General features: G+C 69.1%; 28 protein-coding genes. 19 read left to right on the top strand and 9 right to left on the bottom strand.

All coding sequences use genetic code 11. From position 1 onward, the window contains the following. Positions 1 to 8 precede the first annotated feature (8 nt). The gene (locus QN239_RS21665; protein WP_499013402.1) at positions 9 to 830 is read right to left on the bottom strand and encodes an SMP-30/gluconolactonase/LRE family protein; all 822 of its coding nucleotides are present in this window, start codon (positions 828 to 830) and stop codon (positions 9 to 11) included. A 130-nt stretch (positions 831 to 960) separates the two neighbouring features. Here QN239_RS21665 and QN239_RS21660 point away from each other — a divergent pair, with 130 nt between their 5' ends. Genes QN239_RS21660 through QN239_RS21640 form a run of 5 tightly spaced genes read left to right on the top strand, consistent with a single transcriptional unit; the run spans position 961 to position 5,534 of the window. Next, entirely contained in the window at positions 961 to 2,145 is a 1,185-nt protein-coding gene (locus QN239_RS21660) for a cytochrome P450 (RefSeq protein ID WP_499016915.1), read from the top strand. Continuing rightward, the gene (locus QN239_RS21655; protein WP_499016914.1) at positions 2,145 to 3,107 is read left to right on the top strand and encodes a zinc-binding dehydrogenase; all 963 of its coding nucleotides are present in this window, start codon (positions 2,145 to 2,147) and stop codon (positions 3,105 to 3,107) included. Before QN239_RS21660 ends, QN239_RS21655 begins: the two co-directional genes overlap by 1 nt. Positions 3,108 to 3,163: 56 nt before the next feature. Continuing rightward, complete coding sequence (locus QN239_RS21650; protein WP_499016913.1) at positions 3,164 to 3,904, top strand: HpcH/HpaI aldolase family protein; 741 nt, start codon at positions 3,164 to 3,166, stop codon at positions 3,902 to 3,904. Continuing rightward, the gene (locus tag QN239_RS21645) at positions 3,901 to 4,620 is read left to right on the top strand and encodes an SDR family NAD(P)-dependent oxidoreductase (RefSeq protein ID WP_499013401.1); all 720 of its coding nucleotides are present in this window, start codon (positions 3,901 to 3,903) and stop codon (positions 4,618 to 4,620) included. The genes QN239_RS21650 and QN239_RS21645 overlap by 4 nt, the downstream gene beginning before the upstream one ends. Continuing rightward, positions 4,617 to 5,534, top strand: coding sequence for an alpha/beta hydrolase (locus QN239_RS21640; RefSeq protein ID WP_499016912.1), 918 nt, complete (start codon positions 4,617 to 4,619; stop codon positions 5,532 to 5,534). The genes QN239_RS21645 and QN239_RS21640 overlap by 4 nt, the downstream gene beginning before the upstream one ends. Here the strand turns inward: QN239_RS21640 and QN239_RS21635 are convergent. Together QN239_RS21635 and QN239_RS21630 are read right to left on the bottom strand one after the other, a co-directional pair. Continuing rightward, positions 5,523 to 5,993: an SRPBCC family protein gene (locus QN239_RS21635; protein WP_499013399.1), complete on the bottom strand. Its 471-nt coding sequence runs from the start codon at positions 5,991 to 5,993 to the stop codon at positions 5,523 to 5,525. The genes QN239_RS21640 and QN239_RS21635 overlap by 12 nt on opposite strands. A gap of 22 nt (positions 5,994 to 6,015) precedes the next feature. Beyond that, the gene (locus QN239_RS21630) at positions 6,016 to 6,720 is read right to left on the bottom strand and encodes a DUF427 domain-containing protein (protein WP_267289562.1); all 705 of its coding nucleotides are present in this window, start codon (positions 6,718 to 6,720) and stop codon (positions 6,016 to 6,018) included. Positions 6,721 to 6,869: 149 nt separating this feature from the next. Here QN239_RS21630 and QN239_RS21625 point away from each other — a divergent pair, with 149 nt between their 5' ends. Both QN239_RS21625 and QN239_RS21620 read left to right on the top strand, forming a co-directional pair. After that, positions 6,870 to 7,418 (top strand): hypothetical protein, encoded by a 549-nt coding sequence (locus QN239_RS21625; protein ID WP_499013394.1) that lies wholly within the window; start codon positions 6,870 to 6,872, stop codon positions 7,416 to 7,418. A 15-nt stretch (positions 7,419 to 7,433) separates the two neighbouring features. Then, on the top strand, positions 7,434 to 8,789 hold the full coding sequence (locus QN239_RS21620; protein ID WP_499013390.1) for an FAD-binding oxidoreductase: 1,356 nt from the start codon (positions 7,434 to 7,436) through the stop codon (positions 8,787 to 8,789). A gap of 12 nt (positions 8,790 to 8,801) precedes the next feature. Here QN239_RS21620 and QN239_RS21615 read toward each other — a convergent pair whose 3' ends face one another. Next, positions 8,802 to 9,056: a DUF2631 domain-containing protein gene (locus QN239_RS21615; protein WP_090356757.1), complete on the bottom strand. Its 255-nt coding sequence runs from the start codon at positions 9,054 to 9,056 to the stop codon at positions 8,802 to 8,804. Between the two features lie 108 nt (positions 9,057 to 9,164). On the opposite strand from QN239_RS21615, the gene QN239_RS21610 reads away from it, so the two are divergent. Genes QN239_RS21610 through QN239_RS21590 form a run of 5 tightly spaced genes read left to right on the top strand, consistent with a single transcriptional unit; the run spans position 9,165 to position 14,059 of the window. After that, the gene (locus QN239_RS21610; RefSeq protein ID WP_499013386.1) at positions 9,165 to 10,634 is read left to right on the top strand and encodes an amino acid permease; all 1,470 of its coding nucleotides are present in this window, start codon (positions 9,165 to 9,167) and stop codon (positions 10,632 to 10,634) included. After that, complete coding sequence (locus QN239_RS21605; protein WP_499013383.1) at positions 10,634 to 11,479, top strand: TIGR03619 family F420-dependent LLM class oxidoreductase; 846 nt, start codon at positions 10,634 to 10,636, stop codon at positions 11,477 to 11,479. Before QN239_RS21610 ends, QN239_RS21605 begins: the two co-directional genes overlap by 1 nt. 45 nt (positions 11,480 to 11,524) lie before the next feature. Continuing rightward, a complete protein-coding gene (puuE, locus tag QN239_RS21600) occupies positions 11,525 to 12,409 on the top strand; it encodes an allantoinase PuuE (RefSeq protein WP_499016911.1) in 885 nt (294 codons plus the stop codon). Between the two features lie 52 nt (positions 12,410 to 12,461). Beyond that, a complete protein-coding gene (locus QN239_RS21595; protein WP_499013380.1) occupies positions 12,462 to 13,298 on the top strand; it encodes a MerR family transcriptional regulator in 837 nt (278 codons plus the stop codon). Then, positions 13,295 to 14,059 (top strand): SDR family oxidoreductase, encoded by a 765-nt coding sequence (locus QN239_RS21590; RefSeq protein WP_499013377.1) that lies wholly within the window; start codon positions 13,295 to 13,297, stop codon positions 14,057 to 14,059. The genes QN239_RS21595 and QN239_RS21590 overlap by 4 nt, the downstream gene beginning before the upstream one ends. Positions 14,060 to 14,061: 2 nt before the next feature. Here the strand turns inward: QN239_RS21590 and QN239_RS21585 are convergent, their stop codons facing one another. Both QN239_RS21585 and QN239_RS21580 read right to left on the bottom strand, forming a co-directional pair. Further along, entirely contained in the window at positions 14,062 to 14,505 is a 444-nt protein-coding gene (locus tag QN239_RS21585) for a nitroreductase/quinone reductase family protein (protein WP_499013375.1), read from the bottom strand. Then, positions 14,498 to 15,352 carry an NAD(P)H-binding protein gene (locus tag QN239_RS21580; RefSeq protein ID WP_499013374.1) on the bottom strand — a complete coding sequence of 285 codons (855 nt, stop codon included), beginning with the start codon at positions 15,350 to 15,352 and terminating at the stop codon, positions 14,498 to 14,500. Before QN239_RS21580 ends, QN239_RS21585 begins: the two co-directional genes overlap by 8 nt. A 71-nt stretch (positions 15,353 to 15,423) precedes the next feature. On the opposite strand from QN239_RS21580, the gene sigI reads away from it, so the two are divergent. Further along, entirely contained in the window at positions 15,424 to 16,263 is an 840-nt protein-coding gene (gene sigI / locus QN239_RS21575; protein WP_499013371.1) for an RNA polymerase sigma factor SigI, read from the top strand. Here sigI and QN239_RS21570 read toward each other — a convergent pair. Beyond that, positions 16,254 to 17,939: a cytochrome c biogenesis protein DipZ gene (locus QN239_RS21570; RefSeq protein ID WP_499013369.1), complete on the bottom strand. Its 1,686-nt coding sequence runs from the start codon at positions 17,937 to 17,939 to the stop codon at positions 16,254 to 16,256. The genes sigI and QN239_RS21570 overlap by 10 nt on opposite strands. A 104-nt stretch (positions 17,940 to 18,043) precedes the next feature. Further along, positions 18,044 to 18,721 carry a fasciclin domain-containing protein gene (locus tag QN239_RS21565; RefSeq protein ID WP_499013366.1) on the bottom strand — a complete coding sequence of 226 codons (678 nt, stop codon included), beginning with the start codon at positions 18,719 to 18,721 and terminating at the stop codon, positions 18,044 to 18,046. Between the two features lie 163 nt (positions 18,722 to 18,884). Here QN239_RS21565 and dxr point away from each other — a divergent pair, with 163 nt between their 5' ends. From dxr to QN239_RS21535, 6 genes are all read left to right on the top strand, one after another. Then, positions 18,885 to 20,063, top strand: a complete 1,179-nt coding sequence (gene dxr, locus QN239_RS21560; protein WP_499013363.1) for a 1-deoxy-D-xylulose-5-phosphate reductoisomerase — start codon at positions 18,885 to 18,887, stop codon at positions 20,061 to 20,063. Further along, complete coding sequence (locus QN239_RS21555; protein ID WP_499013360.1) at positions 20,060 to 21,295, top strand: M50 family metallopeptidase; 1,236 nt, start codon at positions 20,060 to 20,062, stop codon at positions 21,293 to 21,295. The genes dxr and QN239_RS21555 overlap by 4 nt, the downstream gene beginning before the upstream one ends. 25 nt (positions 21,296 to 21,320) lie before the next feature. Further along, the gene (gene ispG, locus QN239_RS21550) at positions 21,321 to 22,478 is read left to right on the top strand and encodes a flavodoxin-dependent (E)-4-hydroxy-3-methylbut-2-enyl-diphosphate synthase (RefSeq protein ID WP_090356734.1); all 1,158 of its coding nucleotides are present in this window, start codon (positions 21,321 to 21,323) and stop codon (positions 22,476 to 22,478) included. A gap of 57 nt (positions 22,479 to 22,535) precedes the next feature. Continuing rightward, positions 22,536 to 23,390, top strand: a complete 855-nt coding sequence (locus tag QN239_RS21545) for a GNAT family N-acetyltransferase (protein ID WP_499013357.1) — start codon at positions 22,536 to 22,538, stop codon at positions 23,388 to 23,390. Between the two features lie 97 nt (positions 23,391 to 23,487). Further along, complete coding sequence (locus tag QN239_RS21540) at positions 23,488 to 25,305, top strand: penicillin-binding transpeptidase domain-containing protein (protein ID WP_499013352.1); 1,818 nt, start codon at positions 23,488 to 23,490, stop codon at positions 25,303 to 25,305. Positions 25,306 to 25,353: 48 nt separating this feature from the next. Continuing rightward, entirely contained in the window at positions 25,354 to 25,944 is a 591-nt protein-coding gene (locus QN239_RS21535) for a DUF1707 SHOCT-like domain-containing protein (RefSeq protein WP_090356727.1), read from the top strand. Here QN239_RS21535 and QN239_RS21530 read toward each other — a convergent pair. Beyond that, complete coding sequence (locus QN239_RS21530) at positions 25,941 to 26,318, bottom strand: PaaI family thioesterase (protein ID WP_090356725.1); 378 nt, start codon at positions 26,316 to 26,318, stop codon at positions 25,941 to 25,943. The two genes, QN239_RS21535 and QN239_RS21530, sit on opposite strands and share 4 nt — an antisense overlap. Positions 26,319 to 26,413 lie beyond the last annotated feature (95 nt).

Raw genomic sequence — 26,413 nt, 5'->3', positions numbered from 1 at the left:
GGTGCAGGTCAGGGGGCGGGGATGTCGACCATCACCGCGTCGAGCCGGGACAGTGTGGTGCCGATCAGGCGCTGCGGATAGGCCTCGGTCGAGGACAGCAGAAACAGGGTGCGGTCTTCCGGCCCGCCGAGTGCACAGGAGATCGCGGTGCGCCCGTCCAGTTCGATGCGGTCGGTGACGGTGTGGGCACCGGTTCCGTCGCCGAGGATGCGGTCGAACCGGTGCGCCAGCGTCATGGCCACCCAGACACCGCCCGCGGCGTCGACGGCCATGCCGTCGGGCGGGCCGTCCAGCCCGTCGGCGAACACCCGGCGGTCGTGCACGTCGCCCGCTTCGTCGAGGGTGAACGCGGTGAGGCGACGGGCCGTCGACTCGGCCACGATGAGGGTGCCGCCGTCCGGTGTGATGACCATGCCGTTCGGGAAGTCGAGATCGCCCGCGGACACGTGCACGCTGTCGTCGGTGTCGATCCGCACGAGGACACCGCCGGTGCGGGCCTGCGAGCCGAGATAGACCCGACCATGGGCATCCACCACCATATCGCCGAGATCGGCGGGCACCAGCTCACTGAGATCGGCCAGGACGGAGACGTTTTCGCCGTCGTATCGCAGCACCTGGCGCGCCTGTGTCGAGGCGATCAGCAGGGTCCCGTCGGGCCGGAATCCCAACCCGGACGGGGCATGTCCCGGTAGCGGCAGGGTGGACATCTCGCCGGACAGTGTCACGGTGTGCACCGCTTCGCCCAGCATGTCGGAGAACCACACCAGGCCCTCGAACCACCGTGCGCCCTCGCCGAAGCAGAATCCGTTGGCCAGCGACTGCACCGTCATGTGGCCACGATAGCCGACGAGTGCCCTGCACCTTTACAAAACACGACGAAAATGTCACGCTCGGGAGGTGCGACAGTCCGCCGGCTCTGCCTCATCAGACTTCGCCTACGATCCGTTCGATCCCGCGGTCATGGCGAATCCACTGCCGTACTACCGGGTGCTGCGCGACCGACACCCCGTCTACTACCTGCCGAAGTGGGACACCTACGCGTTGTCGCGGTTCGCCGACATCTGGGATGTGCTGGCGATCAACGACGGCACGTTCGTGCCCTCGGAGGGAACGCTGCCCGCCGCAACGGTTCTCGCCCGGCATCACGACGGTCCGGTGCCCGACCCGCCGCTGCACCCGATGCCGTTTCACGCCAACTTCGACTCACCGCTGTATGAGGATGTCCGCCGGTGCACGTCCGGGCAGTTCCGGGCACGCACCGCCGCCGGCTTCGCCGACCGGATCCGCCGGCTGGCCAACGACCGGCTCGACGCGTTGCTGCCGCTCGGCTCGTTCGATCTCACCCAGGACTACGGTGGGATAGTGGCCGCCTCGATGGTGTGCGAACTCGTCGGTCTGCCGGTTGAGCTGGCCCCGGATGTGCTGGCCACGGTCAACGCGGGCAGTCTGGCCGAGCCCGGCAGCGGGGTGGAGGTGGCCAACGCCCGCCCCGGTTACCTCGAATACCTCACCCCGATCATCGAACGCAGGCGGGCCGGTGCCGGGCCGCCGCTCGCGATCGCGGACAACCTGGTCGACTACCGGTTGCCCGATGGGTCGGGGTTCACCGATATGGAGGCGGCGGTGCAGATGCTCGGCGTGTTCATCGGGGGCACCGAGACGGTACCCAAGATCGTCGCGCACGGTCTGTGGGAGCTGCTGCGGCATCCCGGGCAGCTGGCCGCGGTGCGCGCGGACCTGGATGCCAATGTCCCGGTCGCCCGCGAGGAGATGATCCGCTACTGCGCGCCGGCCCAGTGGTTCGCGCGCACCCTGCGCAAACCGTTCACCCTGCACGGCACCACCATCAATCCCGGACAGCGGATCATCACTCTGCTCGGATCGGCGGCGCGAGACGACCGGGAGTACGTGAATCCCGATGATTTCCACTGGGATCGGCGCAGTGCCAGGATCCTGTCCTTCGGCCGCGGGACACATTTCTGCCTCGGCGTTCACCTGGCCCGCCTGGAGATCACCATCCTGGTGACCGAATGGCTCAAGCGAGTACCCGAGTTCACGGTGCGGGAAGAGGCGGCGTCCCGGCCACCGTCCAGCTTCCAGTGGGGATGGAACTCTGTTCCCGTCGACGTCGGCGTGGCGGCGTGATGTGGGGTTACCGCCTCGTCGCGCCGTACACGTTCGCGCGTATCGATCTTGCCGAGCCCGCCGGTCTTGCGGACGGCCAGGTGCTGATTCGGTTCCTGGCGGCCGGCATCTGCGGTAGCGATCTGCCCGGCTTCCGGGGGACGCAGGGCAAACTGCCCGGCGACACCGGCTGTTGTGCGGCGGAGATGGACGGCTTTCCGATCCACGAGATCGCCGGCGAGGTCCTGGCCAGTGCGCACCCGGATCACGCGCTCGGGGATCGCGTCGTGGGCTGGGCGTCCGGATTCGACGGCCTGATGGCCCAGGTGATCGCCGATGGCGACGGATTGACCTGTTACGAGCCGAGTTTGACGCCGCAGCACGCGATCGGCCTGCAGCCGCTGGCGTGTGTGCTCTACGCCGTCGAACAGCTGGGCGACCTGACCGGCAAGCGGGTCGCCGTGATCGGGCAGGGCTCGATCGGGCTGCTGTTCTCCTATGTCGCCAAGGCGTTCGGCGCCGCGCACGTCACGGGTGTGGACCCCGTCGACCGGTCGGCCCTCGCCGGGACCTTCGGTGTCGACACCGCCGTGCGGTCCACCAGTGACCGTTGGGTGCGCCACCTCGATCCCGCCGCCCGGCCCGATGTCGTCATCGAAGCCGTCGGACACCAGGTGGCGACCCTCGGCCACGCGGTGGAAGCCGCGGCCTTCGGGGGTACGGTGTTCTACTTCGGGGTGCCCGATGACGACAGCTATCCGATCAGCATGCGGATCATGTTGCGTAACAACCTCACCCTGAAATCCGGGGTGACCCTGGACCGGCGGCGGGTGTTACAGCGTGCCGACGCCTTCGCCCGGGCGCATCCCGCGCTCTTGCCGGCCTACCTGACCCACACGTTCCCCGTCGCGCAGGTGCAGCAGGCCTTCGAGCTGGCCTGCCGCCCGGATCCCGCGCGGGTCAAGATCGCGTTGGTGGCATGAGTGGGAACCCAGGCATGAGTTCGCGACTACAGGATGCGCTGGCGGCACAGTGACAGATCTGGGGCGGCTGGGTGGTCGGCCCCACCATGCTGGGCCCCGAGGAGTTCGCCCACGCCGGTTATGACTATGTCGGATTCGACGCCCAGCACGGCTATCTCGACGATGCCGATATCGCGCTGCTGCTGCCCCGCCTCGAGCACGTCCCGATCGCGACGGCGGTACGCCTGCCCTCGGTCGATCCCGCACCGATCGGCCGGGTGCTCGACGCCGGTGCCGACGCGGTGATCATCGCGATGGTCGAATCGGCCGAACAGGCCGCCGCGGCGGTCGCCGCCACCCGCTATGTCCCCGCCGGTGTGCGCAGCTTCGGGCCGTTGCGCGCCGGCCTCGGCCACGACATCGCCGAACTAGAGTCCAGGGCCGGTGTGTACGTGATGATCGAGACGGCACGCGGGCTGGCCGCGCTCGACGATATCTGCGCCGTACCCGGAGTGACCGGCCTCTATGTCGGTCCCGCGGATCTGGCCATCTCGATGGGGTTGCGCGTGTCGGACGCCTGGACCCACCCGCAGGTGACGGACGCGATGACGCGCATCCAGCGCGCCGGAGCCGCGGCCGGGTTGATCACCGGGGTGCATGCGGGCACGGGCACGCTCGGAAAGGCTGCGGCGGCAATGGGTTTCCGGATGATCACCCTGGCCTCGGAATCCCAGGCCCTGCGCCGGGGTGCGGCCGCCCACCTGGCCGAGGCACAAGACGGGGCAGCAATCACCGACGAATCCCGGGGGTACGTATGACCACGGCACCGGTCGCCCTCGTCACCGGCGCGGCCGGCGGGCAGGGTGCCGCCATCGTCGCACGCCTGCACGCCGACGGATACCGGGTGGTGGCCGGCGATGTGCGCATTGACGAACTCCGCACCAGCACAGAAGATTACGGTGACGGCATCATCGCGATGGCGCTGGACGTCACCTCGGAAGAGCAGTGGGCGGCCGCGGTGGCCGCCGCGGTCGACCGATTCGGGACGCTGACCACGCTGGTAAACAACGCCGGCGTGCTGCACCGGGCAGCGCTGGCCGACGAGACGGCGGCCGGCTTCGAGGCCAGCTGGCGGGTGAACTGCCTGGGCCCGTTCCTGGGTATCCGCGCCGCGCTGGCGGCCCTCACCGCGGCCGACGGCGCGTCGATCGTCAACACCTGCAGCACCAGCGCCGTCCGGCCGTTCCCGCACCACGCCGCGTACGGATCGTCGAAGTGGGCGCTGCGCGGTCTCACCCAGGCCACCGCGGTCGAACTCGCTCCGTCCGGTATCCGCGTCAACGCCGTGTTCCCCGGGCCGGTGGCCACCCCGATGCTCGATGACCGCACCCAGGATCGGCTGGCCGCGCACGGTCGGCTGGGGACGCCTGCCGAGATCGCGGACGCGGTGGCGTTCCTGGTCTCGGCGCAGGCGTCGTTCATCACCGGTGCCGAACTCGTCGTCGACGGCGGTCAGATCCTGAAGATCGGCTGATCCCGGTGGGTATCGATGAGCGGCTGGCCCCGGCGCTGCGGCATCTGGCCGGGGCACGCACCGACCTGTCGGCCGAAAAGCTCACCGCGGTAAGGGCTTCCCTCGACGCCCGTCGTCGGGAGACGGCCCGGCTGCTGGACTGTACCGGCGTCGAGGTCACCGATGAGGTGGCGTGGGGGACCGGTGTGCGGATCTACCGAGGAGGCGGCCAGCCCGCTGTCGTCTTCTGCCACAGCGGCGCCTTCGTGCTGGGAAATCTGGACACCGACCATCACCTGTGCGTCGAGCTGGCCCGGCGGGCGCGGTTGACCGTGATCTCCGTCGACTACCGGCTGGCCCCGGAGCACCCGTACCCGGCCGCCCTCGACGACGCCGGCCAGGTGCTGGACTGGGTGGTCGAGAACGCCGCCGTGCTCGGAATCGACCCGGGCCGGGTCGCGGTCGCGGGCAGCAGCGCCGGCGGCTCGCTCGCCGCCGAGCTGGCGCACCGGGCGGCGGCGGGTGCGGCTCCGCCGGTCGCCTTCCAGCTGCTGCACCAGCCGGTACTCGATGACCGGCTGACACCCTCGAAGGACGAATTCGACAGCACCCCCGGATTCGACGGCCCGGCAACACGATTGATGTGGCGGCACTACCTCGGCGGCGCCGGGGCGGCGCCGGCCGGCGCGGTGGTGGGTCGCCGCGACGATCTCGCCGGCCTGGCACCCGCCTTCGTCAGCTGTGCCGAACTCGACCCGTTGCGCGACGAGGCCGTCGACTACGCGCTGCGCCTGATGTGGGCCGGCGTGGCATGCGAATTGCATGTCTTCCCCGGCACCTGCCATGGCTTCGAATCGCTGCTGCCGCAGTGGGAGACCAGCGGGCAGCTCTTCGCCCTGCAGGGAGCTGCCCTGCGGCGCGCACTACACGGCTAGTTCGCGTGCGACCGCGGCGTGATAGGCGTCGATATGGGACGGGTTGACGATGCGGAAGAACCCGTCCGACATCGGCGCATCCCGGTAGGCCTCGATGGTCATCGTCCTGGTGAACAGGGTGAGGTCCGGTCCCGGCGTGCTGAAGTGGTACTCGATGGTCATCCGGCCGTCGAAGCCGACCTCACCGGCGCTGTCGGCGGACAGCCGGCCGATCGAACTGAACACCCACAACCTGGGCCTGGTGGCGATGGCCAGCTGCCAGGTGAAGGTGCGGTCGGCCGTCGGATGCGACTCCTGCCAGGTGTCACCGACGCGCAGCGGGAGGGTGCCGTCGAGACCGCTGATGCGTGGGGCGTTCGGGTAGGTCTTGGTCCAGTTGGCCGGGTTGGTGACGAAGTCGTAGATCGTCTCGGCGGAGTGCGTGAAAGTGGTTGACGAGCTGGTGGTCACGATGCCCACGGAGGTTCCTCTCGGGTCGGTGTCAGGTGGAGCAACCGCAGTCGCCGTGGCTGCCACCGGGTAGTTCGGCGAGCACCTCGGTGCGGGTCTCGTCGAAGCTCAGGAAGCCCGCGATCGGGGCCGATTCGGGCAGCGGCGTCTCATAGCTCCAGGCGATGTCCTCGATGACCGCGTCACCGACCACCGCCGACCAGTACGTCGCATATCCCTTGTAGTTGCAGTATGCGGTGGTGGCCGAGCGGCGCAGCAGGTCCGTGCGGACCTGAGTGGGGTGCACGTACAGGCGCGGCGCCAAGGCCGTCTCGAACAGCACCGTCGATTCGGCGGTATCCACCAGGGTGGCGCCGTTGACCGTCACCCGCAGCCCGCGGTGGCCGGGCCGGCAGTCGACCCGATGGTAGGGGTTCGGCGGATAGTGCACCAGGGTGCGACCCTCTTCGAGCCAGGTGTCCACGGCGTCCCACGGGACGTGCACATGGTCGGGCTTCTCGGGCAGTGGCGTGGTGGGGAGATCGGCGGTCTCGCCGAGGGGGAACGCGTAGGCGAGAGGGTGGCCGCGACGGTGGACCATCAACGCGGCTTCGGTATCAATGACGATGCGGCCGTTGACCACTGCCTGAACGCGGCGAGGATGTGGCTCGATGAACACGACATCGTCGGGCAGCGGCGGAAAGCACCACCCCGCGGGATCGGGGCCCAGTGGGCCGCGACCGGCGTAAAGACTCATGACGGCACTCCACGAACGAGGCGATGGGGCGGACAGCTGACCCACAGAGCTTTACAGAAACGGTACAAAATGTCACGCTGTGGGTATGGCGATGCCCTCCCGGCCTGCCCGCCCGCCGTCCGAGTCCCGTCCCCAAGGAGTGAGACCGCATGAAAGCCCGCTCATTTCGCCTCGACGATGCCCACCCGCTGCACACGCGGCTGTCCTATGAACTCTCGGTGGTCGCGGTCGATCCGCTGGACGCGGTACGCGCGGCCGGCGGCTGGATGTTCGACCGCGTGCGCGCCGGATGGAAGGTCAAAGTGCTTGTGCCGCAGCGCTATGACTCACGCCCATTGGATATCCTCGGTGTCCGGCCGTGCGCGCTGGAAACGAATTTCGACCTCGTGACCGGTGATCCCGCGGCGCTCGCGGTGTCGGCGCAAGCCTGGGGGATGGATGCCCGGATGCGCCGCGACGTGGTGCGGGCAGTGGAACGACGGGCCATCGAGGTGTCGGTCTGGGGATCGCAGCCGTCGGAGATGGCGGGCAGGGTGGAGCCGGTGCAGCACCGACTCAGTCCTGCGGCGCGGGCATTCAAGGCGCACGCGATGGCCGCCGCCGGGGGCGACCCGGCCACCGTCACGGCCACGGAGGAATTCCACAGCTGTGCGTTGTGGTATCCATCGGACGGTCCTGATCTCATATCGGTTAGCTAGCTTTAGTATTCGGGGATGACCCCACTGCTCGACCGGCTGGCCTCGACCGTCGGCGCCGGGTACGTCAGCGCCGATCCCGAGGTGCTGGCCGGGCGCGCGATAGACCACACGGGCCGCTACCGCGGTCACGCGCAGGCCCTGGTGCGCCCCGGCACCGCCGCGGAGGTCGCGGCCGTGCTCACGGTGTGCCGGGATGCCGGAGCCTGTGTGACGGTGCAGGGCGGCCGGACGTCCCTGGTGGCCGGCACGGTGCCCGAACACGACGATGTGCTGCTGTCCACCGAGCGGCTGACCACGCTCGGTGAGGTGGACATGGCCGAACGCCGGATGACCGTGGGCGCAGGAGTCACCCTGGCCGCGGTCCAGCGTGCGGCCAACGCGGCCGGGCTGCTCTTCGGGGTCGATCTGGCCGCCCGCGATTCGGCGACGATCGGCGGGATGGCGTCGACGAATGCCGGCGGGCTGCGCACCGTGCGCTACGGCAATATGGGCGAGCAGATCCTGGGCCTGCAGGTGGCCCTGCCCGACGGCAGCGTGCTGGCCCGGCACAGCCAGGTGCGCAGTGACAACACCGGCTACGACCTGACCGCCCTGCTGGTCGGCGCGGAGGGCACCCTCGGTGTGCTGACCGAAGTGGATCTCCGGCTGCATCCCGTACCCGCGCACCGGGTCACGGCCATCGCGGGTTTCGACGACCTGGCCGCGCTCGTCGAGGCCGGCCGTGTCTTCCGGGACACCGACGGTATCGCGGCGCTGGAACTGCTCGACGCCCGTGCCGCCGCACTGACCGCCGAGCATCTGGGTGTCGCGGCGCCCGTCGGGGGCGCGTGGCTACTGCTGATCGAACTGGCCGCCGACCTGGATCCGACGGAGCGATTGGCCGACCTGCTCGACGTGCCCGGCGTACGCGGGGAACCCGCCGTCGGTGTGGACACCCTTGCCCAGCAACGACTCTGGCAGGTTCGCGAAGCGGTGGCGGACATCCTCGGTGTGTACGGTCCGCCGCTGAAGTTCGACGTGTCGCTACCGTTGCACGCCATCGCGAGCTTCGCCGAGGATGCCACCGCACTGGTGGCCGAGCACACGCGCGATGCCATCCCGGTGCTGTTCGGCCACGTCGGGGAGGGCAATCTGCATCTGAACCTGGTGCGCTGCACCCTCACCGGGGAACGGGAGCGCGCCCTCTACGCGGCGATGATGACCCTGATCGCGGCGCACGGCGGCAACGTGTCCTCAGAACACGGCGTCGGCAGCCGCAAACGTGACTACCTGTCCATGTCGCGCACGGACGCCGACATCGCGGCGATGCGGGCGGTGAAGACGGCTTTCGATCCGACCGGCTATCTCAACCCGGCGGTGCTTTTTCGCTGATCCTGGACGCGGTCAGCGGTACCAGCCGGCGCGGCGGGCCCACCAGTCGCGGGCCACCACGCCCAGGATGCCGATGGCGAAGAGGATCAGGAACACGTCCTCGACATGGCCGACGTGGTTACCGCGCAGCATGCACAGCAGGAAGATGGCCGACAGGATGCCGCCGATGTGGATCCAGGTGTGGTTCTCCTTCGACCAACCCCACGCGGCGGACGGAACTTCTTCCACGTCGACACCGGTGTGTCGCTCGACCTCGGTGTTGGCCACGGTTGCTCCTCGTCGGTCTACATCTGGTCCAGACTTGTCTGGTTCGACATTCTGGCACACCCGGGCGATCCGGCCCGACCGGCCGTCGATTGTGGGTACTTTCCCAAGATGGCAGGCAGTCGAGTCAAATCCGTCGAGCAGTCCATCGCCGATACCGACCAGCCCGGAACCCGGCTGCGCAAGGACCTCACCTGGTGGGACCTCACCGTGTTCGGGGTGTCCGTCGTCGTCGGCGCTGGCATCTTCACGGTCACGGCCTCGACCGCGGCCAACATCACCGGCCCGGCCATCTCGGTGTCCTTCGTCATCGCCGCCGTCACCTGCGGCCTGGCCGCGCTGTGCTACGCCGAGTTCGCCTCGACGGTGCCGGTGGCCGGCAGCGCCTACACCTTCTCGTATGCCACCTTCGGCGAGTTCGTGGCCTGGATCATCGGCTGGGATCTGATCCTGGAGTTCGCGATCGGGGCGGCGGTGGTGGCCAAGGGCTGGTCCAGCTACCTGGGCACCGTGTTCGGGTTCGCCGGCGGAAGCGTCGACATCGGTCCGCTGACGCTGGACTGGGGTGCACTGCTGATCGTGGCGGTGGTGGCCACCCTGCTGGCCTTCGGCACGAAGCTGTCCTCGCATTTCAGTGCCATCGTCACCGCCGTCAAGGTGGCGGTGGTGCTGCTGGTGGTGATCGTCGGTGCGTTCTTCATCAAGGCGGCCAACTACACGCCGTTCATCCCTGCCCAGGAATCGGCGGACGCGACCGGAACCGGCCTGGATCAGTCGGTGTTCTCCCTGCTCACCGGCGCGGCGGGCAGTCACTACGGCTTCTACGGCGTGCTGGCGGGGGCTTCCATCGTGTTCTTCGCGTTCATCGGCTTCGATGTCGTCGCCACCACCGCCGAGGAGACCCGCGATCCGCAGCGCGATGTGGCCAAGGGCATCCTCGCCTCGCTCGCGGTGGTCACCCTGCTCTATGTCGCGGTATCGGTGGTGCTGTCCGGGATGGCGTCCTACGCCGACCTCAAGCAGGCCGGGAACGGCCATCCCAACCTGGCCACGGCGTTCGAGCTGAACGGCGTGCACTGGGCGGCGAAGGTCATCTCGATCGGCGCCCTCGCCGGGCTCACCACCGTGGTGATGGTGCTGCTGCTCGGACTGTCCAGGGTGCTGTTCGCGATGTCGCGGGACGGCCTGCTGCCGCGCCGGCTGGCCCACACCGGCACCCGCGGCACCCCGGTGCGCATCACCGTCCTGGTGGCCGTGCTGACCGCGGTGGCGGCGGCGGTGTTCCCGATCGGCAAGCTGGAGGAGATGGTCAACGTCGGCACCCTGTTCGCCTTCATCCTCGTCTCGGCCGGCGTGCTGGTGCTTCGTCGCAGCAGGCCGGACCTGCCGCGCGGATTCCGCGTGCCGTGGGTGCCGCTGCTGCCGCTGGCCTCGATCGCCGCGTGCGCCTGGCTGATGCTCAACCTCACCGGCCTGACCTGGCTGCGGTTCGGGATCTGGATGGCCGTCGGTGTGGTGGTCTACCTGGCCTACGGACGGCACCATTCGGTGCTGGCGCAGCGCGAGCAGGCGCTGCGCTGATGCAGTTCTGGAGTGGCACCGCGTTCATGGACACCGCCGCCGCGTTGCGGCTGGCGCCGTTGCTCGACGAAGCCGGGTTCGACGGCTTGATCAGCGCCGACCATCTGGTCTATCCGCGCGAACTGAAATCGAAATACCCTTCCCCAGACGGGGTTCCGCCGTGGCAGCCGGAGACGGCGTGGCCCGACTCCTGGGTGCTCATCGGGGCGATGGCGGCGCTGACCAAGCGGCTGCGATTCTCCAACGCCGTCTACGTCGCCCCGTCGCGACCGCTGGTGGCGGTGGCCAAACTGGTGGCCACCGCCTCGGTCATCTCGGCGGGCCGGGTGTCGCTGGCCGTCGGGGCGGGGTGGATGCGCGAGGAATTCGAACTGCTGGGCCAGGATTTCGGCACCCGCGGTGCACGCCTGGACGAGATGATCCCGGCGCTGCGCGAACTGTGGCGCGGTGGGTGGGTGTCCTGGCACGGCGAGCACTACCAGGTGCCCGAGTTGATGCTGGAGCCGCACCCGCCCGCGCCGGTGCCGATCCTGTGCGGCGGCGAGTCCGAGGTGGCGCTGCGCCGCGCGGCCCGGCTGTGCGACGGCTGGGTCGGTACCGCCTACCGGCTCGACGAGGCGGTGCGTTACGTGGACCGGCTCACCGTGCTGCGGCGCGAATACGGCCGGGAGAACCAGCCGTTCGAGATCATGCTGGCCCTACTCGAGGTGCCGACGCTGGAGGTGTTCCAGCGGGCCGAGGAGGCCGGGATCACCGCGGTGATGTGCGCTCCCTGGTTCGGCTCGGACGATATAGCGGGGGCGATCGCCCGCTTCGCCGACGAGGTCATCATCAAGATGCGCTGACGCCGCCCGGCGTGCGACATTACTTCCGTGACGTACCCCCGCGACATGGTCGGCTACGGGCCGCACCCACCCGACCCGCAATGGCCCGGCGGGGCCAACATCGCCGTCCAGTTCGTGCTCAACTACGAGGAGGGTGCGGAGAACTCCGTGCTGCACGGTGACGCGGGCTCGGAGACTTTCCTGTCCGATGTCGTGGGCGCACAGTCGTTTCCGAACCGGCACCTGAGCGTGGAATCGTTGTACGAATACGGCTCGCGCGCGGGGTTGTGGCGGGTACTGCGGACGTTCGAACGTCGTGGGCTGCCGTTGACGATCTTCGGGGTGGCCATGGCGCTGGCCCGCAATCCCGAGGCCGTGGCGGCGTTCACCGCCCGCGGCGACGAGATCGCGTGTCACGGCCTGCGCTGGCTGAGCTACCAACTGACCGATGTCGACGTCGAACGCGACCACCTGGAACGGGCCGTCGCACTGATGACCGAGCTGACCGGCTCGGCGCCGCTGGGCTGGTACACCGGCCGGGACTCCCCGCAGACCCGGCAGCTGGTCGTGGAACACGGCGGCTTCCTGTACGACTCGGATTCCTACGCCGACGACCTGCCGTACTGGACTCGGGTCGGCGGACGCGATCACCTGGTGGTGCCCTACACCTTGGACACCAACGATATGAAGTACGTCTCCACCAGTGGGTTTCCCAGCGGGACAGAGTTTTTCACCTACCTGCGGGATGCGTTCGATGTGCTCTACGCCGAAGGCGAAGCCGGTGCGCCGAAAATGCTGTCGGTGGGCCTGCACTGCCGGTTGGTGGGCCGGCCCGCCCGCATCGCCGCACTGGAACGGTTCCTCGACCATGTGCAGTCCCATGACTCGGTGTGGATCGCCCGCCGGGTGGACATCGCCCGGCACTGGATCGAGCGCTTCCCGGCTCAGTGATCGACCGGCGCGGTGTTGACCCTCCCGCAGGGGGAGACCGCAGACTGGCCACATGCCTGACTCCTCCGACACGGTATCCATCGGTGACTTCTCCCGGATGACGCAGTTGAGCGTGAAGACGCTGCGGCACTATCACGACATCGGGCTGATGGCGCCCAGTCATATCGATCCCGGCACCGGATACCGGTACTACTCGTACGACCAGCTGCCCACCGCGGCGGTGGTGCGCCGGTTGCGCGCACTCGATATGTCGATCGCCGACGTCAAGGCGGTGCTGGCCGCCGACCCCGCCGGTCGCAACGCGCTGATCGGCACCCACCTGCAGCGGCTGGAGGCGCAGCTGGCCGATACCCGGGCCGCGGTCGACGCGCTGCGGGACATTCTCGACCCGCCGCGGGGTGCGTGGAAGCTGGAGCATCGCAGCGTGCCCACGACCGCCGCGGTGGCGGTGCACGACAACGTGGACCGCGACGACCTGCCGACCTGGTGGGAGGGCGCCGTCGCCGAACTGCAGGCGACCGTGCGCACCCAGCACCTGACCCAGACCGGCCCGCCCGGAGCCCTTTTCGGTTTCGGGATCTTCGACCGTGACCACGGACCGGCCACCGTGTTCATCCCGGCGACCGGACCGGTCCGTCCGGTCGGGCGGGTGGCCGAGTACACCGTGCCGGCCGCCGAGCTGCTGGTCGTGCGTCATGACGGACCCCATGATGACGTCGACCTCGCCTACACCGAACTGGGCAGTTACGCGACCCGGCACGAGATCAGCGTCGACGGACCCCTGCGCGAGTATTACGAGCGGTTCGCCTGGGACACCCCGGATCCGGCGCAGTGGCGAACCGACCTGTGCTGGCCGATCTTCCGCTCCGACCGGGGCGGCCGGCGATGACCGCGGGTCAGCGCCGGGCAGTTGTCACGGGTGCCACGAAGGGCACCGGGGCCGCGGTGGTGCACTGGTTACAAGAGCGCGGTGTCTCGGTGACCGCCGTGGCGCGACACCGCCCCGAGACTGTCACCGCCGACCATTTCGTCGCCGCCGACCTGACCACTCCCGAGGGTGCGGTCGTCGTCGCCGACGAGGTCGGCCGCCGCGGCGGCACCGACATCCTGGTGCACGTCGCGGGCGGTTCCAGTGCTCCCGCCGGTGGGTTCGCCCACCTCGGTGACGACGACTGGGCCCTTGAATGGCAACTCAATCTGATGGCCGCCGTCCGGCTGGACCGGGCCTTGCTGCCGGCGATGATCGCCGCCGGCGGTGGGGCGGTGGTGCACGTGGGATCCATCCAGAGCCGCCTGCCGCTGTATGACGGCACCCTCGGCTACGCGGCGGCCAAGGCGGCGCTGCGCGCCTACAGCAAGGGATTGGCAAACGAGCTGGCGCCCAAGGGGATCAGGGTCAACACCGTCTCGCCGGGTTTCATCCGGACCGAGGCCGCAGACGCCCTGGTGGCCAGGATCGCGGAAGGGGAGGGCACCGACCGGGACGCGGCGCTGAAATCCCTGATGGCCGCACTCGGCGGCATACCGCTGGGCCGGCCGGCCCAGCCCGCCGAAGTGGCCGAGGTCATCGGCTTCCTGGTGTCGGATGCCGCCGGATCGGTCGTCGGCGCCGATATCGTCGTCGACGGCGGGACCGTCCGCACGGTGTGAGCTCACCGGTCGTCGAGACGGAACACGGCCAGCCGCCCGGCCAGTGCCTCGAACTCCTCCGGTGTGCCGTGCACCACGAGCCCGGACCGTTTGGCGAACCCCACCCCGACCGGCACCTTCCGCGCGAACGCGCGTAACACGGGCCGGGACTGCTCGGCGGTCAGCTCGACGATGCGTACCCGGCGGGCGCGCCGGCCCCTGGTCAACACGCCTGCGCCGGCGGCGCGGGCATTGGCCGCCCAGTCCGCACCGGGGTAGCCGGCCACCGTGTACAACGCACCGCCGTACTCGAACGGCGTCATGGGTGTGCTGCGCGGTTGCCCGGTTTTGCGTCCCGGCACCGTGAGGACCTGAGACGGTCCGGCCGGTACCCCGAGCCGGCCCAGGGCGACCACCAGCTTGTTCATCGTCTTCAGCCAGCTCGGCGGTGTGGGGTCATCAGACATGATCTGCTCCTTGATATTCGGCGAACAGGGCGAGGTTGGCGCCGACCCACCGGGCGAAAGTGGTGGCGGGCCGGCCGAGGATGCGCTGCACCTCGTCGGTGACCGGTGCCGGCCGGCCGACCCCGGCCTCGAGCAGGCCGATATAGGCGTCGGCGAATGCGGCGGGAAACCCGATGGCGGCGAACCGCTCGCGCACCGCGTCGGGCGGCAGCTCGACATAGCGCAGGTCGCGGCCCAGCGCGGCGCCGATCACCTGCACCAGTTCGATATTGGTCAGCGACTGCGGGCCGGTCAGTGGGATCCGCGTTCGGTCGAGGGCGTCGGTCAGCAGTGCGACGGCCGCCACCGCGGCGATATCGGCTTCGGCGATCACCGCGGTGCACGCCTGCGCGTACGGCCCGCTGACCACGTCCCCGGCTCTGATCTGCCCTGCCCACATCCCCGCGAAATTCGAGGCGAACACCGTGGGCCGCAGGCTCACCCAGTCCAGGCCGGAGGCGACCGCGAGCTGTTCACACTCGCGGTTGCGATCACCGCGCACCCGCGAGGGCTGGCGCGCATCCTCGTCCTCGGCGTTGATCGCCGACAGCGCCACCAGCTTGCGCACCCCGTGCGCCCGCGCCAGTTCCACGGTGGCCTCGAGTTCGCCGATGAGTGCGCGCGAGTTGAGGAAGACGGCGTCGGCGCCCGGCATCCCGGCCGCGGCGGTCGGCACCGCGGTGACCGACGGCGGGAAGGGCGAGGCCGAGCGGGTGACGGCGCGGACCGCCACCCCGGCGTCGAGAAGATGTGCGACGAGGGGGCGGCCGACATTACCGGTCGCCCCGGTGACCAGAATTGTTTTCATGCCACCAAGGACGGAACCGCGGGGCGGAAAGTTACCCGTAACTTTTCCCGGTGCGAGATCGTCATAACACCATGACCGACTCGATCGACACCGTCTGGCGCGAGCAACACGCCTACCTGGTGAACCTCGGCTACCAGATGCTCGGCGATATCGGCGACGCCGAAGATGTTGCGCAGGAGGCGTTTCTGCGGCTGGCCCGGGCCGGTGAGCTCATCGAGGACGTGCGGGCCTGGCTGACGGTGGTGACGGGCCGATTGTGTCTGGATCTGCTTCGCTCGGCGCGGGTGCGCCGCGTCCACCTCGGCGGGGACAGCGCCACGGCCACGGTCCCCGACCCCACGCCGGGCCCCGCCGACCGGGTCACGCTGGACGACGAGGTCAGCGCGGCACTGCTGGCGGTACTGCGCATGCTCAGCCCGGGGGAGCGGGTGGCGTTCGTGCTGCACGACGTCTTCGGGGCGCCGTTCGAGGAGATCGCCACCACCGTGGGCCGGCCGGTGGGCACCTGCCGGCAGCTGGCCCGCCGGGCCCGGGCCAAGGTCACCGGAGCGGGACCCGGCCTGGTGGAGGTGACCCGGGCCGAGCACCGCCACGTCACCGAGGCGTTCATCACGGCCTGCGCCAACGGCGACCTGACCGCGCTGACCGCGGTGCTGGACCCCGAGGTCTGGGGGGTGGGCACGGTGCTGGCCGATCCGCCCGTGCCCGCGCAGGTGAATCACGGTCGGCACGACGTGGCGGTGAACCTGCTGCGCCACCTGGGGCCGGGTGCCACCGTGGTGTGCGCGGCCGAACCGGTGCTGCTGGCCTTCGACCGTGGCCGGTTGTTCGCGGTGGTGGTGCTGACCTTCCGCGGCGAGCGGGTCGTGAAGATCGAAGCCACCGCGGACCCGGCCGCCCGTCAGCCATAGGTGAACGAATACGCCTGCAGGCCCTGGGATAACGTCACGTCGAGATGCCCGGGCCCGGCGGAGTCGCCCGCGACGATCTGCCGCATGTTGGGCGGTCCGCGCACGGGGATGCGCCGGGTGCCGCCGGAGGTGGTCACCTCGACGGTGCCGGTGCCGCCGACGACGAGATAAACGTTGCGGGCGTGGTAGTTCAGCGCGATCTGGGCGCCGTCGGCCGCGGCGGTGGCGCCCTGGTAGTCGAGTCGCCATGGACCGCGCAGGGCGAAGTTGTCGTCGGCCAGACGGGCCGGGAGATCGAAGGTCGCGGTGCCCTGGTCGTAGGTGCCGGTGCCGCCGTAGTTCACCACTTTCCCCACGCTGAGGTAGGTCTCCGGAGTCAGCTGCGACCGGGGGGTGGTGTCGGGCGCGCCGGTCGGCGGGGGCAGGGCACGGTCCGGATGTGCCTGGGAAAGCAGCTCTCTGATCAGTTTCTCGGTGACGTCATAGTCGCCCTCGCCGAACTTCACGTGCCGGACGGTGCCCTCGGCGTCGATCAGGTAGTGGGCGGGCCAATAGCGGTTGCGGTAGTTGGTCCAGGTGGCGTAACCGTTGTCCAGCGCGACGGGGTAGGTGATGCCCAGATCGCGGGCCCCGCCGGCGACGTTGGCCGGAACCCGTTCGAAGGCGTACTCCGGGGTGTGCACACCGATGACGACGAATCCGGCGTCGCGGTAGGCGCGGTACCAGTCGGTGACGTGCGGGATGCTGCGTTGGCAATTGATGCACGAATAGGCCCAGAAGTCGATGAGCACCACCTTGCCGCGTAGCGCCGCGAGGTCGACAGCGGAGTTCCCCGGCGTGTTCAGCCACGCCGTGATGCCCTTGATACCCGGTGCCGGGCCGCAACTTTCGAGTTCGGGTGCACCGTCGGAGCAATTGGACAGCCCGGCATTCTGGTCGTTGACGATCCCGCCCAGGTTGAGTGTGTCGCGGATCTGCCGGTCGCCGCCGACGGCATCGGACAGCGCTGCCGTGTAGTCGGGTACGACTCGCTGCAGGTGGGCCGGAAGATCGAACACCAGGGCCACCGCCAGTGCGAGGGTGACGAGGCCGGCCGAGACGCGGATGCCACGCTGGCGGCGGCGGAAGGCGCCGACGCGTTCGCTCACCCGCCGCCCGGCCAGCGCGAAGAAGAGCAGCGGCAGTGCCGCGCCGATCGCGAACGACGCGGTGAGCGCCACCGTCGGCAACCCGATGTTGCCGGTGGCGCCGGCCAGGATGATCGCGGTCAGCACCGGCCCCGCACAGGGCACGTACAACACCCCCAAGGCCAGACCGAGACCGAAACCCGAAGTTCCGGAACCGAATTGCCGTTGCGGCAGGCGGGCGAACGGTTTCTCCAGAATCGCCTCGAACCAGGGGAAGATCAACCCGATACCGATGGCCGTCAGGGCGGCCAGCGCCACCCACCGCAGCGCGTCCTGCGGCAGATTCAGCAGCGACAACACCGCCGAACCGGTCAGGGTGACGGCGGTGAAGCTCAGCACCAGGCCGGCGATCACCAGATAGGGCCGGCGTGCGGAGGTGGGTCCACTCTGGGTGCCGGAGAAGAAGATCACCGGGAGTACCGGCAGGATGCACGGCGAGATGCCGGTGATCAGACCGCCGAGAAGTCCGATGGCGATGACGGTGAGCATGCGCGTGACTTCCCGATCGGTCCAGGCACGTGCGGCGCCCCGAGTGCCACGGGGGGGTGCGAATCGGGACGCCGCACGTGGGTTCTGTTGTGCTGCAGCTGGACTCAGGCGGGGGGCATGAGCACGGTGTCGATCATGTAGACGGTGGCATTGGCGGTCTTCACGCCGCCGCACACCAGGCCCGCGTCGTTGACCTTGAGCCCCGGACCGGATCCGGTCACGGTGACGGTGCCGCCCTGAAGCGTCTTGTGCTGTCCGGTGACCTGCATGGGGCTGGCCTGCCCCTCGACCACGTGATAGGTGAGGATCTTGGTCAGCAGATCCGAATCGGTCTTGAGCTTGTCCAGGGTGGCCGCGTCGATCTTGGCGAAGGCGTCATCGGTCGGCGCGAACACGGTGAGACCGGGGTTGCTGTTCAGCGTGTCGACCAGGTTCACGTTCGGATTGAGCTTGCCCGACAACGCAGAGGTCAGCGTCTTGAGCATGGGGTTGTTCGAGGCGGCCACGGCAACCGGGTCCTGTGCCATACCGGCGACCGAACCGGGCCCGCTGGGTACCTGCTGCGCGTAGGCGGCGCAACCGTTGCCGACCAGACCGGCGGCGGGATCGGCCATCGCCGAGGTCGCCGCAGGCGATGTCATCGGGGCCATGCTCGCCGAGGTGCTGGTTTCCGGTGCGGTACTGGCGTTCGTGGACGAATCCTTCGAACACGCAATACCTCCGAAGAGGGTGACCGCCGAAAGACCGATCACCGCGAGTGTTTTCGATTGAGCTTTGTTCATCACTGTTGTCACTCGAATCTGTTCCGGAGCGGTCTTTTGGGCCGCCCTCACCGATGTATTCGGTGCGGTGTGCGGACCGGATGGGTGACCTGTCGAGCCGGCGTGACACGACGCATCCGGCGTCGATTCCGCCGAGGGTGATCCCACGCGGCACAATGGGACGGTGACGAACGTCGGAGGGCAGGAACGCGTGCGGGTGCTGCTGCTGGGCAGCACCGGTTCCATCGGTACCCAGGCGCTCGAGGTCATCGCGGCCAACCCGGATCGCTTCGAGGTCGTGGGTCTGGCCGCCGGCGGCGGCAACGCCGAGCTGCTGGCCCGGCAGGCCGCCGAGACGGGGGTGCGCAATGTGGCCGTCGCCGACCCCGACGCCACCATCGAGGCCGCCTACCGCGGGCCCGACGCGGCCACCCGCATCGTCGAGGACACCGAGGCCGACGTGGTGCTCAACGCCCTGGTCGGTGCGCTCGGACTGAAGCCGACCCTGGCCGCCCTGCACAGTGGGGCCCGGCTGGCACTGGCGAACAAGGAGTCACTGGTGGCCGGTGGCCCCCTGGTGCTGGCGGCCGCCGCGCCCGGACAGATCGTGCCGGTGGACTCCGAACATTCGGCGCTCGCGCAGTGCCTGCGCGGCGGTAGCGCCGACGAGGTCGCCGCCCTGGTGCTGACCGCTTCGGGCGGGCCGTTCCGCGGCTGGTCGGCGGAGGCGCTGACCAGCGTCACCCCCGAACAGGCCGGTGCGCACCCGACCTGGTCGATGGGACCGATGAACACCCTGAACTCGGCGTCACTGGTCAACAAGGGCCTGGAGCTGATCGAGACGCATCTGCTGTTCGGCATCGATTACGACCGCATCGAGGTCGTGGTGCATCCCCAGTCGATCGTGCACTCGATGGTGACGTTCACCGACGGCTCGACGCTGGCGCAGGCCAGCCCGCCCGATATGAAACTGCCCATCGCGCTGGCTCTGGGCTGGCCGGACCGGGTGGCCGGGGCCGCGCAGCCCTGCGACTGGAGCACCGCGTCGACGTGGACGTTCGAACCGCTGGACGCGCAGGTGTTCCCCGCGGTGGAGCTGGCCAGGGAAGCCGGCCGGCGGGGCGGCTGCCTCACCGCGGTCTACAACGCGGCCAACGAGGAGGCCGCCGAGGCCTTCCTCGCTGGGCGTATCGCTTTCCCCTCGATTGTGCGAACTGTTGCCGACGTGCTGCACGCCGCAGACCAGTGGGCCGCCGCACCCGCTACCGTGGAAGAAGTACTCGACGCGCAGGACTGGGCCAAGGCCGAGGCCAGGCGCCTGATCCGCACCGAATCGACGCAGGAGGTCACCGCAGCCCGATGATGTTCGCTATCGGCATCGCGCTGTTCGCGCTGGCCATCCTGGTCTCGGTGGCCCTGCATGAATGCGGGCACATGTGGGTGGCCCGCGCCACCGGCATGAAGGTGCGTCGCTATTTCGTCGGCTTCGGTCCCACCCTGTGGTCGACCATGCGGCCGAACAAGCTCGGCTACACCGAGTACGGCGTCAAGGCCGTCCCGCTGGGCGGCTTCTGCGATATCGCCGGCATGACCTCGGTCGAAGAGCTCGCCCCCGACGAGCAACGCCACGCGATGTACAAGCAGAAGGTGTGGAAGCGCGTCGCCGTGCTGTTCGCGGGCCCGGGGATGAACTTCGCCATCGGCCTGGCGCTCATCTACGCCATCGCCGTCATCTGGGGCCTGCCCAACCTGCACCCGCCGACCACCGCGATCGTCGGTCAAACCGCTTGTGTGGCACCGCAGATCAGCAAAGGCGGGGACAACCCGTTCGGGCCGTGCCCGGAACCGGGCCCCGGCCCGGCCGCGCTGGCGGGCATCGAGGCCGGCGACACCATCGTCAAGGTCAACGGCACCGATGTGGCGACCTTCGCGGATATGGCCGCCGCCATCCGTAAGCTCTCCGGCCCGGTGCCGATCGTCTACGAACGCGACGGTGAGCGGATCGCGACCGTCGTCGACGTCACCCAGACCCAGCGCTTCGCCGACAAGGATGCCGACAAGACGATCGCCGTCGGCGCCATCGGGGTGAGTGCGGCGCAGCCGCCGGGCCCCACCCGGTACAACCCGCTGACCGCCGTCCCGGCCACCTTCTCCTTCACCGGTGACCTCGCCGTCGAACTCGGCAAGTCGCTGGCCAAGATCCCCACCAAGGTCGGCGCGCTGGTGCACGCCATCGGCGGCGGCGAGCGCGACCCCGAGACCCCGATCAGCGTGGTGGGCGCCAGCATCATCGGCGGCGACACCGTCGACCACGGCCTGTGGGTGGCTTTCTGGTTCTTCCTGGCCCAGATGAACTTCGTGCTCGGCGCGGTGAACCTGATCCCGCTGCTGCCCTTCGATGGCGGTCATATCGCGATCGCGGTGTTCGAGAAGGTCCGCAACATGATCCGCACGGCGCGCGGCAAGGTGGCCGCCGCGCCGGTCAACTACCTCAAACTCATGCCCGCCACCTATGTGGTGCTGGTCTTCGTCGTCGGATACATGTTGTTGACCGTCACCGCCGACCTGGTCAATCCCATCAGACTGTTCCAGTAGTCGGACCCCGAAGTTTGGAGATGAAGTGACTTCCATCGGCTTGGGTATCCCAGCCCCGCCGCCGCCCGTTCTGGCGCCGCGTCGCAAGACCCGCCAGCTCAAGGTGGGCGATGTGGGGGTGGGTAGCGACTCGCCGATCTCGGTGCAGTCGATGTGCACCACCAAGACCCATGACATCAACGCGACGCTGCAGCAGATCGCCGAGCTGACCGCGTCGGGCTGCGATATCGTCCGGGTCGCCTGCCCCCGGCAGGAGGACGCCGACGCGCTGCCGATCATCGCGAAGAAGGCGAACATCCCCGTCATCGCCGATATCCATTTCCAGCCGAAGTACATCTTCGCCGCCATCGACGCGGGCTGCGCGGCGGTGCGGGTGAACCCCGGCAACATCAAAGAGTTCGACGGCCGGGTCAAAGAGGTGGCCAAGGCCGCGGGGGCGGCGGGCATCCCGATCCGGATCGGGGTCAATGCCGGGTCGTTGGACAAGCGGATGCTGGAGAAGTACGGGAAGGCCACCCCGGAGGCTCTCGTCGAATCCGCGCTGTGGGAGGCCTCGCTGTTCGAGGAGCACGGCTTCGGCGATATCAAGATCAGCGTCAAGCACAACGACCCGGTGATCATGGTGGCCGCCTACGAACAGTTGGCCGCCCGGTGCGACTATCCGCTGCACCTGGGTGTCACCGAGGCCGGCCCCGCCTTCCAGGGCACCATCAAGTCCGCCGTCGCCTTCGGTGCGCTGCTGTCGCGCGGTATCGGCGACACGATCCGGGTGTCGCTGTCGGCGCCGCCGGCCGAGGAGATCAAGGTCGGCAACCAGATCCTGGAATCGCTGAACCTGCGTCCGCGCGGCCTGGAGATCGTGTCCTGTCCGTCCTGCGGGCGCGCCCAGGTCGACGTGTACACGTTGGCCAATGCGGTGTCGGCGGGACTGGACGGGCTCGATGTGCCGTTGCGCGTGGCGGTGATGGGTTGTGTGGTGAACGGCCCGGGCGAAGCCCGCGAAGCGGACCTCGGTGTCGCGTCGGGCAACGGCAAGGGTCAGATCTTCGTCAAGGGTGAAGTGGTCAAGACGGTGCCTGAGGCGATGATCGTGGAGACCTTGATCGAAGAGGCCATGCGCATCGCGGCCGAATTGGACCCGGGGGCAAGTGCCAGCGGTTCGCCCGTTGTCACCGTAAGCTGAATCAGGCCCCTGTGAGCGGGGTCACCCTCCGGCTCCGGTAGCTCAGAAAGAACCTTCATGTCGGCTCCGCCCCTCTACCGCCTCACCGATGAGCGCCGTGTCTCGGTGGTGCGTGACCTGGATTCGGTACGTGTGGTTCTGGACGATGACCCGGTCGGCGCCTGTATGGTCGCGTGCCGGGTCCTCGAGTACGGTGTCGACCCGAATGCCATCGGGGGAGAGTTGTGGACGCGGCGCCGCGTCACCGAATCACTGTGTTACGCGGGGGCCAATCTCATTCCGCTGCGCGGCGGTCCGGACGATATTGCCGCGTTCGCCGACAAAGCGCTCAGCGCGCCGCGGCGATGTTCGTCGCTCGTCGGACGGGCCGAAATGGTGTTGCCGCTGTGGCGGCGGCTCGAAGCGGGCTGGGGAGCGGCCCGCGATGTGCGTGACGAGCAACCGCTGATGGCGCTGTCGGCTGCGCCACTGTGCGCCGTCGACACCGCGGTGCGGCCCGTCCGGATGGAGGAGCTCGACGCCTACCTGGTGGCCGCCATCGAGATGTTCATCGGCGAAGTGGGGATCGATCCGCGGACGGGTGACGGCGGACGCGGCTACCGGCGTCGAGTGGCCGGTCTGATCGCGGCGGGCCGGGCGTGGGCCCGTTTCGAGGACGGTCAGGTGGTCTTCAAGGCCGAGATCGGTTCGCAGTCGCCGACGGTGGGCCAGATCCAGGGTGTCTGGGTGCATCCGCAGTGGCGGGGGCGGGGACTGGGCGCCGCGGGCACCGCCACCCTGGCCGATGCGGTGTTGCGCAGCGGCCGCATCGCCAGCCTCTACGTCAACGGTTACAACCACGTCGCCCGCGGCGCGTACGCCAAGATCGGCTTCACCCAGGTGGGCACCTTCGCGACCGTGCTCTTGGACTGACAGATCCGCAGCGCGCGCCTCCATCTCGAACCCATCACGGTCCGGTCTCGGTGCGCCTCCGCCTCCGGCGGTCGCCACAGTTTTAACATTTGCCTCAATGGCAACTATCACCACACCGGTCTCGCGCATTGCGGCGGCCGTCATGGCCGTCGTCGCGACGGCGACGACGCTGAGTGCCTGCACCCCCAAGCCGAATGGTCCCGAGCCCACCGCCGAAGCGTTCTTCGCGGCACTGGCCACCGGGAACACCACCGCCGCGGCAGATCTGGCCGATCACCCGGCGCAAGCCCAGGCCGCGCTGAATGAGGCGTGGTCGGGGCTGCAGGCCAGCCGGCTGGACACCCAGATCCTGGGCTCCAAGTACGCCGAGGACACCGGCACCATCAAATATCGCTACAGCTGGCACCTGCCCAAGGACCGGGTGTGGACCTACGACGGCGAACTGAACATGATCCGCGAAGAGGGGCACTGGCAGGTGCGCTGGAGCGCCACCGGGCTGCATCCCCAACTGGGCGAGAATCAGACCCTGGCGCTGCGGGCCGACCCGCCCCGGCGGGCCTCGGTCAACGAGCGCGGGGGCACCGATGTCCTGGTTCCCGGCTACCTGTACCACTACGCGCTCGATGCCCGGGTGGCCGGCGCCGCGCTGATGCCGACGGCCCGGGCCGTGGTCGATGCGCTGCGACCGTTCGACAACACCTTGGACCCGCAGCGGCTGGCCGAAGAGGCCAGCTCGTCGACCTCCCCGCTGGACCTCATCACGCTGCGCACGGATGACAACGACCGGGTGTCGGCGGCGATCGCCCGGCGCCCAGGGGTGGTCATCACCCCGCAGCCCGAGATGATGCCCACGGATGCGAAGTTCGCACCGGCCATCGTCTCGGAGGTCAAGAAGGCGGTGTCCACCGATCTGGTGGGCCAGGCCGGGTGGCGGGTGGTCAGCGTCAACCAGAACGGCGTCGATGTCGACGTCCTCAACGAAGTGCCCGGCACTCCGGCGCCTTCGGTGACGATCAGCCTGGACCGCGCGGTGCAGAACTCGGCGCAGGACGCGGTGAACATGGTCGGCAAGAAGGCGATGATCGTGGCGATCAAGCCGTCGACGGGCGAGATCCTGGCCGTCGCCCAGAACGCCGCCGCCGACGCCGACGGGCCGACCGCCACCATGGGCCTGTACCCGCCGGGATCAACCTTCAAGATCATCACCGCCGGCGCCGTCGTCGACCGGGATATGGCAACGCCGAACACCTTGCTGGGCTGCCCGGGGTCACTGGATATCGGACACCGGACCATCAACAACTACAACACCTTCGACCTGGGCACGGTGCCCATGTCGCGGGCGTTCGCCAACTCGTGCAACACCACGTTCGCCGAGCTGGCCAGTACGCTGCCACCGCGTGGCCTGAACCAGGCCGCCGCCCAGTACGGCCTCGGTTCGGACTATGTGGTGGACGGCATCCCCACGGTGACCGGTTCGGTGCCCCCGACGGTGGATCTGACCGAGCGCACCGAGGACGGCTTCGGCCAGGGCAAGGTGTTGGCCAGCCCGTTCGGGATGGCCTTGGTCGCGGCCACCGTCGCGGCCGGGAAAACACCTGTGCCACAACTGATCCTGGGGCGCCAGACGCAGGTCAACGGGACGGCGGCGGCGATCTCGCCGAAGATGCTCGACGCGCTGCGGCCGATGATGCGGCTGGTGGTGACCAACGGCACCGCCAAGGAGCTCAACGGGCTGGGCGATGTCCGCGGCAAGACCGGTGAGGCCGAGTTCAACGGCGGGTCGCATGCCTGGTTCGCCGGCTATCGCGGGGATATGGCCTTCGCCGCGCTGATCGTCGGTGGTGGCAGCTCGGAATACGCGGTCCGGATGTGCCGGGACATGCTCAAGGGTCTGCCGCCGGACTACCTGGCCTGATCTCGCGCCGCCCGCGCAGTAGCCTGACTGCTGGAGGATGCAGGGGCGATGACAGGTATTGACGATTACGCGACCATGCGGGTGTCCGATGCGGACCGCAACGGCACGCTGCGGCGGCTGCACAATGCGGTGGCGCTCGGGCTGATCGACATCGGCGAATTCGAGGAGCGCTCGGCGCTGGTCTCCCAGGCCCGCCTGCACACGGATCTGGACGCCCTGGTCGGTGACCTGCCCGGGCCCGGCGCCATCGTCACCTCGGCCGCCGACCGGGTGGAACTGCGCGGTGTGATGGGCTCGCTGAAGCGGCAGGGGGAATGGGTGGTGCCCACCCGGCTGGCCCTGCACCGGCGGATGGGTTCGGTGGACCTGGACCTCACCCGGGCGCGCTTCGCCGGTCCGATGATCGTGGTCGAACTCGACCTCAAGTTCGGCGGACTCGACATCCGGCTGCCCGACGGCGCCAGCGCCTCGATCGACGATGTGGAGGTGGTGGTGGGCAGCGCCAACGACCACCGCCGGGACGCGCCGGCCGAAGGCACGCCGCATATCGTCTTCACCGGCAAGGTGGTCTGCGGTTCGGTGGATATCCGCGGACCGCGGCGCTCGTGGTCGCCGCCGCGGTTGCGGCGCCGCACCTAGCGCGGCTCGAGCACCGCGAACGTCAGGGTGGCCCTGGCCGCCAGCCGGTTCCGGTCGAGATCGGTGACATCCACGGCGGTGACGATGAGCCGTCGGCCCGCCCGCACGATCGTCGCCTCCGCACGCGCCCGGCCCATGACCGGCGCCAGGAAGTGGATGTTCAGGTCGGCGGTGGTGACGTCGTGGCCGACTCCGGTGTGCCGCCCGGCGAGGATGCCCGCGGCGATGTCGATGAGGGTGGCCACCAGGCCGCCCTGCAGCGCGCCGCGCACATTCGCCAGATCGGGACGGTTGTCCATCTCCATCACGAGCCGGTCCCCGGTCGACTCGACCTCGACGTAGTCGAGCCGGTGCAGGATGTGCTCGTCGTTCACCGCCGTACGGTAACACCATTACCGCAGATGGAGAGTCGGGTTCTACCCGGGGTGTCCGGCCTGACCCCGGTGCCGGCCGCGATCTCGGTAGGCTG

This window comes from Mycolicibacterium sp. Y3 (genome assembly GCF_051188035.1).
GTDB classification, from domain to species: Bacteria; Actinomycetota; Actinomycetes; order Mycobacteriales; family Mycobacteriaceae; genus Mycobacterium; species Mycobacterium fluoranthenivorans.
Note: the sequence above shows the minus strand (reverse complement) of the source record. Positions and strands in the feature narration are given on the sequence as shown.